The following is a 14,102-nucleotide window of genomic DNA, read 5'->3' as shown; positions in this document are numbered from 1 at the left end:
TGGGGTAATGGGTCCTGGATCTGCGCTTCGCTTGTCCAGGACGACGATTGAGTTTGTGGCGATAGCATCGCTCCCATGACGTTCGTGTGGTTGACCCATTGAACAGCTAGCGGCAGGTTGGCCGCGATCTCTGGCCCCCCGCACCCCATCCCCATGTTCACCATCGCCAGCCTCTGGATTCCCTTTACCGTCATTGCCGCGCTCGGCCAGGTCGCGCGCAATGCGATGCAGCGGTCGCTGACGAAGCCGCTGGGGACCTGGGGCGCAACCAATATCCGCTTCCTGTTCGGCTTTCCGTTCTCGCTGCTGTTTCTCGCGGTGGTGCTGGTCGCCACCGGTGATCATCTCGGTATGCCGCCCGGCGTGTTCTGGCCGTGGCTGCTGCTCGGCGCGCTCAGCCAGATCGTCGCGACCGGCCTGATGCTGCTCGCCATGAACGACCGTTCCTTCGTGGTGACGACCGCCTATTTGAAAACCGAGGCGATCCAGACCGCCATCTTCGGCTTCGTCTTCCTCGGCGATCATCTGACATGGCTGAAGGTGCTTGCGATCGTGATCGCGACAATCGGCGTCGTCATCACCGCGCTGCGGCCCGGCGGCGAGAAGAGTTTTGCCGAATTGAAGCCGACCATCACCGGTCTCGTCGCGGCGGCAGCGTTCGCGTTGTCGGCGGTCGGTTTCCGCGGCGCCATCATCAACGTGCCTGATGTCTCGTTCGTGACGGCGGCGTCCTTCACGCTGGTGCTCGGCCTGTTCGTGCAGACGCTGATCCTGACGATCTATCTGCTCTGGCGCGCGCCGAAGGTGCTTCAGGCGATCCTGGGGCTTTGGAAGCCATCGCTGCTCGCCGGCTTCATGGGCGCGTTCGCCTCGCAGTTCTGGTTCCTGGCGTTCGCGCTGACGGCCGCCGCCAATGTCCGCACCCTCGCTTTGATCGAGGTGCTGTTCGCGCAAGGCGTGGCGTATTATTCGTTCAAGCAGCCGATCGCGCCGCGCGAGGTTATTGGCATCGCGCTGATCGTGATCGGCGTGGCGGTGCTGGTGGGAGTTTAATTCCGATCTTCCGGCAGCGTCGGCAGCGGCGACACCTCGATGCCTTCGTCGATCAGCGACTTGGCCTCGTCGGGCGAGGCCTCGCCGTAGATCGGACGATGCTCCTTGTCGCCGTAATGCATCGCGCGGGCTTCGGTGGCGAATCGCTCACCGACATTGTCGGCGTTCTTCACGATGTGGTCGCGCAGCTCCTTGAGCTTGGCACGCAGCTCGCGCTCCTGCGCCATCAACAGCGAGGTCGGTGCGGATTGCGCAGCCTCGGGCGCGGGCGTCGTGGCGGTGGGCTCGGGCGGCGGCGTGGCGCGTCCGCGGCCCTTCTTGCCGACGATGCGCGGCGCCATGATCGCCTTGTCGACCTTGGCCGAGCCGCAGATCGGACAGGTCACGAGCTTGCGCTTCACCTGAGAATCGTACGCGGCCGAGCTCTGGAACCAACTCTCGAAGTCGTGGCTCCGGTCGCAGCGGAGCGCGTAGCGGATCATGCCGATCCCCGCACCAGGTGCAGATGGTCCGGCCCCGCCTTGGGGTCGGCGACGCCGAAGCGGCGGCCGTGCTGGAGCGAGGGGATGGCGCGGCGCGCGGTCTCGACCTTGGCCGGGTCGATTTTTGCCATGATGATGCCGGGCTCGACATCGCCCTCGGCGAGAATCTCGCCCCAGGGATCGATGATCAGCGAATGGCCATAGGTCTCGCGCTTGTTCTCGTGCAGGCCTGCCTGCGCCGCGGCGAAGATGAAGCACCCGGTCTCGATCGCGCGCGCACGCAACAGCACATGCCAATGCGCCTCGCCGGTCTTGCGGGTGAAGGCCGAGGGTACCGTGATGAAGTATGCGCCGCTTTCGGCCAGCGCGCGGTAGAGCGCGGGGAAGCGCACGTCATAACAAATCGTCAGGCCGACGCGGCCCCAGGGCAGGTCGGAGATCACCGCCGTCTCGCCCGGCTGGTAATTGGCGGATTCGCGATAGCTCTCGCCGTCCGGCAGCTCGATGTCGAACATGTGGATCTTGTCGTAGCTCGCGAGCACATTGCCCTCGGGCCCGATCAGGAAGGAGCGGTTGACCGCTTTCTCTTCGGAAAAGCGCAGCGCCAGCGAGCCGACATGGATGTGGATCTTCAGTTCGGCCGCGAGCGCCCGGTACGCCCTCAGCGAGTTGTCGTCGTCCTGACTCTGGAGGTGCTCGAACAGGGCCTTGCGGTTGAGCTGCATCATGTTGCTGACTTCGGGCGTCTGCACGTAGTCGGCGCCGTTGGCCGCAGCCTGGCGGATCAGCCTAGTGGCCTGCGCGAGGCTCGGCTCGGGCATCAGGCCGGTGCGCATCTGCACCATCGCCGCCGTGAAGGTCCTGTTGTCGCTCATGACTCCGCCTTGACGCTTTCGAGCATGGCGTCGAGCTTGCCTTCGCGATCGAGCGCGTAGAGCTCGTCGCAGCCGCCGATATGGGTTCCGCCGATCCAGATTTGCGGGAAGGTCGAACCCTCGCCGGCGCGATCGTACATCTCCTGACGCCAGGACGGATTTTTGGCGATATCGAACTCCGTGAAGGTCGCCTTCTTGCGGGTCAGCAGCGACTTGGCGGCGGAACAATAGCCGCAGCCCGGCCTCGTGTAGATCTCGACAGCAGCGGTCATCTTGCCTGGCGCTTTCATGTCATGAATTCATTGAATTATATGGGACTTCACCGGGTCTCGACAACCCGGGCAAACACCAGCACGTCCACTTGCGCCGCTTTGGCCCGGAGCAGGGCCCGCGCACAGGCATCCAGCGTCGCCCCGGACGTCAGGACGTCGTCGATGAGGACAATGCGCCGACCCTGAACCTCCGCCTGACGGTCGGGGGATACCTGGAATGCGCCCTGCACATTGGTGGTGCGCTGGGCCCGCGACAGGCCGATCTGCTGCTCGGTGGCGCGGACCCGGCGCAGCACCTCAGCCTTCGCTTTCACCCCGCTTTGCTGCTCGATGATCCGCGCCAGCGCTCCGGACTGGTTGTAGCGGCGGCGCCAAGCCCTTCGCCAATGCAGGGGAACCGGCACCAGCATGTCGGCCTCGGCGAGCAGCTCGCCGCCCGCGCGCGCCATCCAGCGGCCCATGGCAGGCGCCAGATCCGTGCGGTCCTGGTATTTCAGCGCATGCACCAGGGTGCGTGCGACGTCGTCATAACGCACCGCAGCGCGCGCCCGCTGGTAGGCCGGCGGGCTCGCGATCGCCTCCATCGACAGCATGTCGGGGCCGGGATCGTACACAAAAGGAATGCCGAGCCGCGGGCAGTAGGGCCGTTCGATGAACGACAGCCGTGCCCAGCACGCCGCGCACACGCCCTCGCCGTCGACCGGCTCGCGGCAGGACACGCACAGCGTCGGCAGCGCGATGTCGAGCGCAAGCCGTGCCGCACGTGACAGCACGTGGCGGCCAGCCGTCCATGCGGCACGCAGGGGAGCGGCGATGGAGCTGAAGGGGGCGACGTCGGATGCCATGGCCGAAAGCTAGCGCCGCACGCACCGGATTGCCAGAACCAGCATGATCGGCGTAACCAGCGGCATGGCTCAAGACCCGCAAACCCCGCCCGCTTTGTTCGATCGTGCTTTGCTGCACGCGCGACAGCGCCGCGCGCAGGCGCAAGGTGCCGTGAGCTTCCTGCTGGATCGGGTCGCCGAGGACATGTCCGACCGGCTGGCGGCGGTGATGCGGGAGTTTCACACAGCGGCAGATCTCTGGACGCCCGGCGAGGGTCTCGCGGTCCTGCGCGCGCGACTGCCCTCGATCGAGCGCATTGAGCTCGATGCGTCGGGTGCGGAGAAGCTGCCTTTTGCGCCGGAAAGCCTCGACCTCGTGCTCTCGGCGCTAGCGCTGCAATTCGTCAACGATCTGCCGGGTGTGCTCGCGCAAATCCGTCGCGCGCTGAGGCCGGACGGGCTGCTGCTGGCGGCGATGATCGGCGGCGACAGCCTGACCGAGCTGCGTCAGGCTTTTGCCGCCGCGGAGGCCGAATGCGAGGGTGGCGTGTCGCCGCGCGTCGCACCGTTTGCCGATCTGCGCGACGTTGGCGCGCTGTTGCAGCGGGCGGGGTTTGCGCTGCCGGTCACCGATGTCGACCGCGTCGTGGTGCGCTACGCCAACGCGTTCGCGCTGATGCAGGATATCAGGCGCATGGGCGCCGCCAATGTACTGATCGAACGACGCCGCACGCCGAGCCGGCGATCGACGCTGCTGCGGATGGCCGAAATTTACGCGGAACGCTTTGCCGATGCCGACGGCCGCATCCGTGCGACATTCGATATCATCTGGCTCTCCGGCTGGGCCCCGCATGCGAGCCAGCAGCAGCCGCTCAAGCCCGGCTCAGCCAAGGCGAGCCTGGCGGAGGCGGTGAAGAAGGCGAGAGGGACGTAACTCCTCATGGTGAGGAGGCGCGTCAGCGCCGTCTCGAACCATGCAGGCCCGGCTCTCATCCGCAGCCATCCTTCGAGACGACCGCTGCGCAGTCTCCTCAGGATGAGGTCTGAGCTCACATCAGCAGATCGATCAAATGCGGGATTAGCGGAATGTCCGCGGGCGGCATGGGATAGTCGCGCAGCTTGTTGGCGCGGACCCAGGCCAGGGTCTGGCCTTCGCGTGGCGTGACCTGTCCCTCCCAGCGTCGGCAGATGTAGAGCGGCATCAGGAGGTGAAAGGTCTCGTAGCCGTAGCTTGCGAATGTCAGCGGCGCCAGGCAGGGCTCCGCGACGGTGATGCCGAGCTCCTCGTGGAGTTCGCGGATCAGGCTCTGTTCCGGCCGCTCGCCGGGCTCACACTTGCCGCCGGGAAATTCCCAGAGGCCGGCCAGCGTCTTGCCCTCGGGGCGCTGCGCGATCAGGACGCGGTTGTCGGCGTCGACCAGCGCACAGGCCACCACCAGCGTCAGTTTGAGATCAGCCATGCCTGGAATGTCGCTCGCTGAAGGTCATTCGCAACGATTCGTTAACCCTGTTAAGGCCTGTGTTTCCGAGGTCTCCATAAGTCATATTTAATCCGCGGTTCCTAGAGTGGAAACGCCGAAACCAATCCGGGCCAGATCCATGCGCGCTGAGTGTCGTACCATCTTCCGCCGGTTCCTCCGCGACCGGCGCGGCAATGTGGCTGTGATCTTCGCAATCTGCTGCGTGCCTCTGATCACGTTCGTCGGCAGTGCGATCGACTACTCCCGCGCCACGCAGGTCCGGGCGAAACTTCAGGGCGCGGCCGACGCGGCCAGCGTCGGTGCCATCGCCAAAGCCTCGCCGGGGTTTGCCGCCGCGGGCTCGATGACCGCGGACGGCTCGATCGCGGTCGGCGTCACCGACGCCCAGAAAATCTTCGATGCCAATCGCGCCAACCTGACCGGCTATACGCTCAACAGCGTCACCCAGACCGTCGTCAAGACCGGCTCGACCATCAACTCGACCGTCTCGTTCACCGCCTCCATCAACACCATGTTTCTCGGCTTGATCGGCAAGACCACGCTGACCATGAGCGGCACGTCGGCGTCGACGGTCAATATGCCGCTCTATGTCGACTTCTATCTCCTGCTGGACAATTCTCCGTCGATGGGCGTCGCAGCGACACCGGCCGACATCACGAATTTGCAGGCGAAGACGGGCGGATGTGCATTTGCCTGTCACGACACCACCAAAGCGGCCGGCACAAGCAACTACGCCATCGCCAAAGCAAATGGCATCACGACCCGAATTGACGTGGTGCGCCAGGCGAGCGCCAACTTGATGGACACGGCCCAGAGCACGCAGACCTACTCGAACCAGTTCAGAATGGCGATCTACGATTTCGGCGCTTCGTCGGCGACGATCGGATTGAGAAATCTGTTCTCGCTCTCGTCGAGCCTGACCTCCGCCAAGACGGCGGCGGGAAATATCGACCTGATGTCGGTGGCCGGTCAGAATGATGCGTATACTGCCGACAAGGATACTCCGTTCACCACTATTTTTCCGGCAATCAATAGTGCAATCGCCTCGCCGGGAGCCGGCACATCTTCCGCCCCGCTGAAATATTTGTTTTTCGTATCGGACGGCGTTGCAGATGAAAGCAATGCCTCTTGCCTGAAGACGATGTACAATAGTCATTGGGGAAACATAGCGCCGCGCTGTCAGTCTCCTATCAATCCCGCGCTGTGTACGACGTTGAAGAACCGCAATATCAAGATCGCGGTCCTGTATACGACGTATCAGCCGCCTACCGACAACTGGTACAGCGACTGGATCGCGCCCTTCAACCCGGGGCCGTGGGGCCCATCGCCGAACAGCGAGATCGCGCAGAACATGCAGAGCTGCGCGTCGCCGGGATTCTATTTCGAGGTAAGCCCCACCCAGGGCATTTCGGCCGCGATGAACGCGCTGTTCAAGAAGGCGGTCGCCGACGCGCGGATTGCAGGGTGAGGCAGCCGTAAACTCTACGACCTGTAATCCCCGTTGATCGCGACATACTCCTTGGTGAGGTCGCAGGTCAGCACGCGGTCGCGGCCCTTGCCGAGGCCGAGCGAGACCTTGATCGCGATCTCCGGCGCCTTCATCGCTTCCGACACCTGCGCCTCGTCATAGGACGGATCGCGCGCGCCGCTCTTGGCGACGCGGATGCCGTTGAAGGAGATCGAGAGCTTGTCGCGGTCCGCCGGCTCTCCTGCCTTGCCGACCGCCATCACCACCCGGCCCCAATTGGCGTCCTCACCGGCGATAGCGGTCTTCACCAGCGGCGAGTTCGCGATCGACATCGCGATCTTACGCGCTGAGGCCTTGGTCTTGGCGCCCTCGACGGTGATCTCCACCAGCTTGCGCGCGCCTTCGCCGTCGCGGGCCACCTGCTCGGAAAGATTGGCGAGCACCTGGTTGAAGGCCTTGACGAAGGCTTTCAGGCGCGGGTCGCTGGCCCGGCTGATCTTCGGCGCGCCGTGTTCTGCAGCAGCACCGGTGGCAAAGGCCAGCAGCGTGTCCGAGGTCGAGGTGTCGCCGTCGATCGTGACCGCGTTGAACGTATCTTCGACGCCACTCTTGAGCAGCGCCTGCAGCGCGGCAGGCGCGATCGGTGCGTCGGTGAAGATGAAGGACAGCATCGTCGCCATATCGGGCGCGATCATGCCGGCGCCCTTGGCCATGCCGTTGATGGTGACCTTGGCCTTGCCGAGCTTCACGGTCGCGGTCGCGACCTTCGGGAAGGTGTCGGTGGTCATGATCGCCTTGGCGGCGGCGAGATAATCGCCGGCCTCGGCGGTTTCAGCGAGCCGACCAAGCACGCCGTCGAACTTGGTCGCATCCAGCGGCTCGCCGATCACGCCGGTCGAGGCCAGGAAGATTTCTCCCTCGGTGCAGCCGACGGCCTTGGCCGCGATCTTGGCGGTCAGTGCGGTGGAACTGCGACCGGTCTTGCCGGTGAAGGCATTGGCGTTGCCGGAATTGACCACCAGCGCGCGCGCCTTGCCGCCCTTCAGCTTGGCGCGGCACCATTCCACCGGCGCGGAGGGGCATTTCGACTTGGTGAAGACGCCTGCGACCGCGGTGCCCTTGTCCATCACCGCGAGCAGAACGTCGGTGCGGTTCTTGTAGCGGATGCCGGCCTCGGCCGTCGCGAGACGGACCCCCGCGATCACGGGCATGTTCGGAACGTTCTTCGGGGCGAGGGGAGAGACGGAGGAGGACATCGCGGGCGCCTTGATGGGATCTGGATATGCAGATGCCCGGCGCGGGGGCCGGGCATCACAAAGGCTTAGATACTCTTCACGTCACCGAAGTGACAGCGAATTCTTACTTCTTCGCGGGCGGCGCCATCTTGCTGTCGGACGGCTTCGCGTCGGCAGGCTTGGCATCGGCAGGCTTGGCATCGGTAGACTTGGCATCGGCAGGCTTGGCCGCATCAGCCGGCTTGGCGTCCTTGGCCGCATCCGCCGGCTGGTCCAGCCGTTCGACCTTGGCTTCCGCGCGCAGCTTGGCGACGTAGTCGGCCTGGGCCTTGCGGGTGACATACTGCTCGATCTGCGCCTTGACCTGCTCGAAATCAGGCGCCTTGCGGCTGCGCTTTTCCTCGACCTTGATGACGTGCCAGCCGAACTGCGACTTCACGGGGTCGGAGATCTTGCCCGGCTCGAGCGCGAAGGCGATTGCCGAGAATTCCGGCACCATCTGCTCCTTGGTGAAGAAGCCGAGGTCGCCGCCGTCGGCCGAGCCCGGATCCTTGGACTTCTTCTTGGCGAGTTCGGCGAAGTCGGCGCCCTTGTCGAGCTCGGCCTTCACCGCCTTGGCCTCGTCCTCGGTCTCGACCAGGATGTGGCGGGCGTGCACTTCCTGCTCGCCGGTGATCTGCTTGGAGGCCTCCTCATAGACCTTCTTCATGGCATCCGGGGTGGTGGCGGCCTTGCCCTCGCCGGCGAGCAGGCTGTCCATCAGCAGGCGGTTGCGGGCGAACGCGAGCCGCTTCTTGAACTCCTCGCCGTCGGCGAGCTTCTTGTCCTCGGCGGCTTTGCCGACGATCTTCATGTCGATCAGGAAGGACAGGACGTTCTCGTCCTTGGTCGCCGGGTCCATCTGGGCGAGGCTCGGCCCGAGTTCCTCTTCGGCCATGGCGACGTCGCTCTTCTTGATTTCCGCGCCATTGACCTTCGCCAGCACCGGATCGTCGGCAGCCCGGCCGGGACCTGCGATCAGCGCCAGCGCAAGGCAGCCCACGAGGGCGGTGGCGAGGCCGAAGCGCAGGCCGGTTTTGGTTACCGGGAACGAGGTGGTCATGGAAAATCCTTTTGTTGAAGCAGGGGGCTGCTCGAGCGGGGCGGACACTCGCCCAATTCAGGGGGCCTTGGCAACGCGAAAAGTCTGTCAAAATGATGAATTAGCCGCAATGCACCCGCCGTTGACAAGGCCCCGACCGGGCCATATCTCTGCCCGGTCGCGTCCATGCGATGGCGTTTATTTTGCTGCGTTTTTGGCCGTTGAACCCAGACTTGCCCAACTCCCACCCATATGGCGCATGGACCCCCCGCAGTCCGGGCTCCGGCGCCCGGCAGGCGTCACGGTGAGTTGATAGGCAAGCGGGCGACAACCTCTTGGCTGCAACGCGAACGCGGTTGAATCGCGAACACAGGAACTAAGCATGATCGGCGCGCTCGCCCGCAAGTTTTTCGGCTCCGCCAACGACCGGCGGGTGAAGGGATATCAGTCCCGCGTCAACGCGATCAACGCGCTGGAGCCCGAGGTCTCGAAACTCTCCGACGAGGCCCTCAAGGCCCGCACCGCCGAGTTCAGGAAGCAGCTCGCCGAGGGCAAGACGCTGGACGACCTCCTGGTCCCCGCTTTCGCCACCGTCCGCGAAGCCGCCAAGCGCACGCTCGGCCAGCGCCATTTCGATGTCCAGCTGATCGGCGGCATGGTGCTGCACGAGGGTGACATCGCCGAGATGAAGACCGGCGAAGGCAAGACGCTGGTCGCGACGCTCGCGGTCTATCTCAATGCGCTCGCCGGCAAGGGCGTCCACGTCGTCACCGTCAACGACTACCTCGCCCGCCGCGACTCCGCCTGGATGGGACAGATCTACGGCTTCCTCGGCCTGACCACCGGCGTGATCGTGCACGGCCTCGACGATTCCGAGCGCAAGACGGCCTATGCCTGCGACATCACCTACGGCACCAACAACGAATACGGCTTCGACTATCTGCGCGACAACATGAAGTACCGGCTCGAGGACATGGTCCAGCGGCCGCACTTCTACGCCATCGTCGACGAAGTCGACTCTATCCTGATCGACGAAGCGCGCACGCCGCTGATCATCTCCGGCCCGCTCGACGACCGCTCCGACTTCTACAACACCATCGACGGTTTCCTGCCCAAGCTCGACAAGTCCGATTACGACGTCGACGAGAAGCAGCGCACGGTGACGCTGACCGAAGCCGGCATGGAGAAGATCGAGACGCTGCTGCGCGATGCCGGCCAGCTGAAGGGCGAGTCGCTCTACGACGTCGAGAACGTTTCTGTCGTGCACCACATCAACCAGGCGCTGCGCGCCCACACGCTGTTCACGCGCGACAAGGACTACATCGTCCGCGACGACGAGGTCGTCATCATCGACGAATTCACCGGCCGCATGATGCAGGGCCGCCGCTATTCCGAAGGCCTGCATCAGGCGCTGGAAGCCAAGGAGCACGTGCAGGTCCAGCCGGAAAACCAGACGCTGGCCTCGATCACCTTCCAGAACTATTTCCGGATGTACGAAAAGCTCGCCGGCATGACCGGCACGGCGCTGACCGAAGCCGACGAATTGTTCGACATCTACAAGCTCGAGGTCGTGGAGATCCCGACCAATCTGCCGGTCGCCCGTCTCGACGAGGACGACGAGGTCTATCGCACCCAGAACGAGAAATACGCCGCGATCCTGGCCGAGATCGAGCGCGCCAATGCGCGGCTGCAGCCGGTCCTGGTCGGCACCGCCTCGATCGAAAAATCGGAAGTGATCGCCGAATATCTCAAGAAGCACGGCTATCGGCAGATCGATTTCGGCAACGAGAATTCGATGCAGAAGCTGTACGCCGCGGCCCGCGCCGGCAAACCGGCAAAGCTGTTCGCGGTGCTGAACGCGCGCTTCCACGAGCAGGAAGCCTACATCGTCGCGGAAGCCGGCGTCCCCGGCGCAATCACGATCGCGACCAACATGGCCGGCCGCGGCACCGACATCAAGCTCGGCGGCTCGCTGGAAATGCGGATCCAGCAGGAGGCTGCTTCGATCGAGGACGAGGCCGAGAAGGCCTTGAAGATCGAGCAGATCAAGGCCGACATCGAGCACTTCCGCGATATCGTCCTGAAGGCCGAGGAAGAGGTCGAGATCGAGCCGGCGAAGGGTTCGAAGCCGGCCAAGACCGTGAAGAAGCCCGGCGGCCTCTACATCATGGGCTCCGAACGCCACGAATCCCGCCGCATCGACAACCAGCTCCGCGGCCGTTCCGGCCGTCAGGGCGACCCCGGCCGCTCGAAATTCTTCCTGTCGCTGGAAGACGATCTGATGCGCATCTTCGGCTCGGATCGCCTCGACAGCATGCTGCAGCGTCTCGGCCTGCAAGAGGGCGAGGCCATCATCCATCCCTGGATCAACAAGGCGCTCGAGAAGGCGCAGCAGAAGGTCGAAGCCCGCAACTTCGACATCCGCAAGAACCTGCTCAAGTTCGACAACGTCCAGAACGACCAGCGCAAGGTGATCTTCGACCAGCGCGTCGACCTGATGAAGGACGACAGCGTCGCCGAGACCGTTGCCGACATGCGCCACGCCTTCATCGACGACCTCGTCGCCAAGCACGTGCCCGAGCATGCCTATGCCGAGCAGTGGGACGTCGCGGGCCTGAAGGAAGAGCTCAAGCGCGTGCTCGATCTCGACCTGCCGGTCGATGACTGGGCCAAGGAAGAGGGCATCGCCGACGAGGAGCTGCTCACGCGCATCGAGACCCGCGCCGACGAGCACATGGCCGCAAAGGTCGGGCAATGGGGCCCCGACGTGATGCGTTACGTCGAGAAGACCATTCTGCTGCAGACGCTCGACCATCTCTGGCGCGAGCATCTGATCATGCTCGACCATCTGCGCCAGGTCATCGGCCTGCGCGGCTACGGCCAGCGCGATCCGTTGCAGGAGTACAAGACCGAAGCGTTCAACCTCTTCCAGGAGATGAGCGCGCATCTGCGCGAGGCCGTCACGGCGCAGCTGATGCGGGTCGAGATCGTGCCGCCGGAGCAGGAAGCCCCGGTGCTGCCGCCGATGGAAGCGCACAAGTTCGACCCGAACACCGGCGAGGACGAAATGGCACTCGCCAGCGTCACGCTCGGAGCGCAGGCCACCGACGCCGCGTTGCGTGATCCCAAGAACCCGGCCAGCTGGGGCAAGATCGGCCGCAACGAGGATTGCCCGTGCGGCTCAGGCAAGAAGTACAAGCATTGCCACGGGCGGTATGCGTAAGGCTTGAATGTGAGGCGCCGACGTCGGTGCCCCACTGTCCCGCGAAAGCCGCGGCTTGCGCGAACTCGTAGCCCGGATGGAGCGAAGCGCAATCCGGGAATCCTGTCGCTGTGCGGGAAAGACCCGGATTACGCTTGCGCTCCATCCGGGCTACGGCCCTGCGGCGAGACGCGCAAACTGCTCGCCGCCACTCAATTCGAGCTGTCGATCAAGCTCTCCAGCAGCCGCTTCAATTCGCTCGTCGATTTGTCGCCGTAGCTCTCCAGGATGTGCTCCTCCTGGTCGACCGCGAGCGAGTTGAGCTTCTTGCTCAGCACCTTGCCGCGATCGGAGATGAACATCAGAACCTTGCGGCGATCGTTCGGGTCCTGCACGCGATAGACCAGCGTGTCGGAGACCATGCGGTCGATCATCTTGGTCAGCGTCGGATGGTTGAGCAGCACGGCATCCGCGAGCTCGCCCATCGAATGGCCGTTGCCATCCGACAGGACTTTCAGAATGCGCCACTGCTCGACGGGCACGCCTTCCTTGCTCAACCGCAGTTCGAGCTGCCGGTTGATCTCCCGGTTGGCTTGCGCGAGCAGGTAGGCGAGGTGTTCGGTGATCGGGGTGTTCGGTTTTGCCACGGCTAAGACTTTGTCTTGACCCAAATGAGTGAATGTCTTGCAATCGATGCTGCATCTATATGCACTTCAATTCTTGAATATTCAATATTTTCAAAATAGGATATTGCCCAACAATAGGGCGGGTGCCGCGGCCGCCTCTCGAATGAGCTTTCAAGTCTGGTATCAGACAGGAGTTGGCGTGCGCGCGACGGTAAACTTCCCGGCTCACGGCGGTCCGGCGTTACCGCCGTCCCTGCTGTTCAGGAATCTGTCGCCCGCGGCGGCAGATTTCGACCTGTCGCCGGCTGACGCGCATTTCATGAAGCGCCGCGGTGCACACAACAAGCTCCGCATCGGGGGCTTCATGTGCTGCACCGGTTCGCCCGGCGTTTGGGGCCCGTGCGCGACAAGCAGTGCGCAGCTCGCGGTCGCCGAGATCAACAGTCGCGGCGGCATTCTCGGGCGCGAGATCGAGCTTTCGATCTACGACGCCGGCGGTCCGCTCGACGGGATTCTGAGCCGCGCCGAGCAGGCGATCGCGTCCGATGAGATCGATCTCATCGTCGGACTGCATACCAGCGCGGTGCGCGTGGCGCTGCGCAAGGTCACCACCCGCCACCGCATCCCCTACATCTACACGCCCGTTTACGAGGGCGGCGAGCAGACGCCGGGCGTCATGGCGATCGGCGAGACGCCGCGCTGGCAGAGCCGCCCCTCCATCCACTGGCTCGCCGACGTCAAGAAGGCGGCGCGCTGGTACCTGATCGGCAGCGACTATGTCTGGCCCTGGCAATCGCACCGCGCGGTGAAGCGCTACATCAAGGAGGCCGGCGGCCATGTCGTCGGCGAAGAGTTCGTTCCCCTCGGCGAAGACAACCACGAGCCGCATCTGGAGCGCATCCGTGCCGCGAGGCCGGACGTCGTCCTGATCTCGTTGATCGGCACCGACAGCATCACGTTCAATCGCGCGTTCGGCGAATGCGGCCTTGGCGCCACGACGCTGCGGCTGGCCGGGGCGATGGACGAGACCGTGCTGCTCGGAATCGGCGCCGACAACAGCGAGAATCTGTTCTGCGCCTCAGGCTATTTCCCCGGCATCGGATCGCGGGCCAACGACGACTTCCAGAGCCGCTATCGCGCGATGTTCGGACCGAACGGCCCCCCGATCGGCTCGCTCGGTCAATCCAGCTATGAGGGACTGCGCTTCCTCGAGGCCGTGGCGAACAAGGCGGGCACGTTGGCGATGGGGCCGATGCTCGCGGCCGGCCGCAACATCGTCTATGGCGGCGCGCGCGGCCCCGTCACCGTCAGGAACGGACACACCCGGATGCAAATGTATCTCGCCGGGGCGGATGGCCTCGATTTCAAGCTGATCAAACCGATCTGATGCGGGCGCGGCCATGTGCAAACGCCCGAATCCAAAATAATAGTTGAAAAGGAAAATATTTCCGTCTGTAGTATCGAAGCGAAGCCGCCCCACCGGCGCCATGCCGGCGCAGGACG

13 protein-coding genes are annotated in these 14,102 nt (G+C 64.2%); 5 read left to right on the top strand and 8 right to left on the bottom strand.

Features of this window, described 5'->3' with window-relative positions; all coding sequences use genetic code 11:
- The first annotated feature begins 153 nt into the window (after positions 1–153).
- Positions 154–1,053, top strand: coding sequence for an EamA family transporter (locus AC0L20_RS30990; protein ID WP_473294374.1), 900 nt, complete (start codon positions 154–156; stop codon positions 1,051–1,053).
- On the opposite strand, the gene AC0L20_RS30985 is transcribed toward AC0L20_RS30990, so the two are convergent.
- Genes AC0L20_RS30985 through AC0L20_RS30970 form a run of 4 tightly spaced genes read right to left on the bottom strand, consistent with a single transcriptional unit; the run spans position 1,050 to position 3,527 of the window.
- Positions 1,050–1,535, bottom strand: coding sequence for a DUF1178 family protein (locus tag AC0L20_RS30985; protein WP_247464461.1), 486 nt, complete (start codon positions 1,533–1,535; stop codon positions 1,050–1,052). The two genes, AC0L20_RS30990 and AC0L20_RS30985, sit on opposite strands and share 4 nt — an antisense overlap.
- Entirely contained in the window at positions 1,532–2,410 is an 879-nt protein-coding gene (locus AC0L20_RS30980) for a carbon-nitrogen hydrolase family protein (protein WP_473294373.1), read from the bottom strand. The genes AC0L20_RS30985 and AC0L20_RS30980 overlap by 4 nt, the downstream gene beginning before the upstream one ends.
- The gene (grxC, locus tag AC0L20_RS30975; RefSeq protein ID WP_473294424.1) at positions 2,407–2,682 is read right to left on the bottom strand and encodes a glutaredoxin 3; all 276 of its coding nucleotides are present in this window, start codon (positions 2,680–2,682) and stop codon (positions 2,407–2,409) included. Before grxC ends, AC0L20_RS30980 begins: the two co-directional genes overlap by 4 nt.
- Before the next feature lie 47 nt (positions 2,683–2,729).
- Positions 2,730–3,527 carry a ComF family protein gene (locus tag AC0L20_RS30970; RefSeq protein ID WP_473294372.1) on the bottom strand — a complete coding sequence of 266 codons (798 nt, stop codon included), beginning with the start codon at positions 3,525–3,527 and terminating at the stop codon, positions 2,730–2,732.
- Between the two features lie 43 nt (positions 3,528–3,570).
- Here AC0L20_RS30970 and AC0L20_RS30965 point away from each other — a divergent pair, with 43 nt between their 5' ends.
- Positions 3,571–4,440 carry a methyltransferase domain-containing protein gene (locus AC0L20_RS30965; protein WP_473294371.1) on the top strand — a complete coding sequence of 290 codons (870 nt, stop codon included), beginning with the start codon at positions 3,571–3,573 and terminating at the stop codon, positions 4,438–4,440.
- 115 nt (positions 4,441–4,555) lie between these two features.
- Here the strand turns inward: AC0L20_RS30965 and mutT are convergent, their stop codons facing one another.
- Positions 4,556–4,966 carry an 8-oxo-dGTP diphosphatase MutT gene (gene mutT / locus AC0L20_RS30960; RefSeq protein WP_027515145.1) on the bottom strand — a complete coding sequence of 137 codons (411 nt, stop codon included), beginning with the start codon at positions 4,964–4,966 and terminating at the stop codon, positions 4,556–4,558.
- Positions 4,967–5,105: 139 nt separating this feature from the next.
- On the opposite strand from mutT, the gene AC0L20_RS30955 reads away from it, so the two are divergent.
- The gene (locus AC0L20_RS30955) at positions 5,106–6,455 is read left to right on the top strand and encodes a TadE/TadG family type IV pilus assembly protein (RefSeq protein ID WP_473294370.1); all 1,350 of its coding nucleotides are present in this window, start codon (positions 5,106–5,108) and stop codon (positions 6,453–6,455) included.
- Positions 6,456–6,469: 14 nt separating this feature from the next.
- Here the strand turns inward: AC0L20_RS30955 and argJ are convergent, their stop codons facing one another.
- Both argJ and AC0L20_RS30945 read right to left on the bottom strand, forming a co-directional pair.
- The gene (gene argJ / locus AC0L20_RS30950; RefSeq protein ID WP_473294369.1) at positions 6,470–7,711 is read right to left on the bottom strand and encodes a bifunctional glutamate N-acetyltransferase/amino-acid acetyltransferase ArgJ; all 1,242 of its coding nucleotides are present in this window, start codon (positions 7,709–7,711) and stop codon (positions 6,470–6,472) included.
- Positions 7,712–7,814: 103 nt separating this feature from the next.
- Positions 7,815–8,792: a peptidylprolyl isomerase gene (locus AC0L20_RS30945; RefSeq protein WP_473294368.1), complete on the bottom strand. Its 978-nt coding sequence runs from the start codon at positions 8,790–8,792 to the stop codon at positions 7,815–7,817.
- Positions 8,793–9,153: 361 nt separating this feature from the next.
- Here AC0L20_RS30945 and secA point away from each other — a divergent pair, with 361 nt between their 5' ends.
- Positions 9,154–11,994: a preprotein translocase subunit SecA gene (gene secA, locus AC0L20_RS30940; RefSeq protein WP_473294367.1), complete on the top strand. Its 2,841-nt coding sequence runs from the start codon at positions 9,154–9,156 to the stop codon at positions 11,992–11,994.
- A 191-nt stretch (positions 11,995–12,185) separates the two neighbouring features.
- On the opposite strand, the gene AC0L20_RS30935 is transcribed toward secA, so the two are convergent.
- A complete protein-coding gene (locus AC0L20_RS30935; RefSeq protein WP_007599198.1) occupies positions 12,186–12,620 on the bottom strand; it encodes a MarR family winged helix-turn-helix transcriptional regulator in 435 nt (144 codons plus the stop codon).
- Between the two features lie 178 nt (positions 12,621–12,798).
- Between AC0L20_RS30935 and AC0L20_RS30930 the strand changes: the two genes are divergently transcribed.
- A complete protein-coding gene (locus AC0L20_RS30930; protein ID WP_473294365.1) occupies positions 12,799–13,986 on the top strand; it encodes a substrate-binding domain-containing protein in 1,188 nt (395 codons plus the stop codon).
- Positions 13,987–14,102: the final 116 nt, after the last annotated feature.

It is taken from the genome of Bradyrhizobium sp. Kon58 (genome assembly GCF_055807455.1).
Note: the sequence above shows the minus strand (reverse complement) of the source record. Positions and strands in the feature narration are given on the sequence as shown.

What these genes read in the sequence shown, in the direction of transcription:
- AC0L20_RS30955 (WP_473294370.1), top strand. Translation starts at nt 5,106, where the DNA reads ATGCGCGCTGAGTGTCGTACCATCTTCCGCCGGTTCCTCCGCGACCGG.
- AC0L20_RS30945 (WP_473294368.1), bottom strand. Translation starts at nt 8,792, where the DNA reads ATGACCACCTCGTTCCCGGTAACCAAAACCGGCCTGCGCTTCGGCCTC.
- AC0L20_RS30965 (WP_473294371.1), top strand. Translation starts at nt 3,571, where the DNA reads ATGATCGGCGTAACCAGCGGCATGGCTCAAGACCCGCAAACCCCGCCC.
- grxC (WP_473294424.1), bottom strand. Translation starts at nt 2,682, where the DNA reads ATGACCGCTGCTGTCGAGATCTACACGAGGCCGGGCTGCGGCTATTGT.
- mutT (WP_027515145.1), bottom strand. Translation starts at nt 4,966, where the DNA reads ATGGCTGATCTCAAACTGACGCTGGTGGTGGCCTGTGCGCTGGTCGAC.
- AC0L20_RS30985 (WP_247464461.1), bottom strand. Translation starts at nt 1,535, where the DNA reads ATGATCCGCTACGCGCTCCGCTGCGACCGGAGCCACGACTTCGAGAGT.
- AC0L20_RS30990 (WP_473294374.1), top strand. Translation starts at nt 154, where the DNA reads ATGTTCACCATCGCCAGCCTCTGGATTCCCTTTACCGTCATTGCCGCG.
- AC0L20_RS30980 (WP_473294373.1), bottom strand. Translation starts at nt 2,410, where the DNA reads ATGAGCGACAACAGGACCTTCACGGCGGCGATGGTGCAGATGCGCACC.
- AC0L20_RS30970 (WP_473294372.1), bottom strand. Translation starts at nt 3,527, where the DNA reads ATGGCATCCGACGTCGCCCCCTTCAGCTCCATCGCCGCTCCCCTGCGT.
- secA (WP_473294367.1), top strand. Translation starts at nt 9,154, where the DNA reads ATGATCGGCGCGCTCGCCCGCAAGTTTTTCGGCTCCGCCAACGACCGG.
- argJ (WP_473294369.1), bottom strand. Translation starts at nt 7,711, where the DNA reads ATGTCCTCCTCCGTCTCTCCCCTCGCCCCGAAGAACGTTCCGAACATG.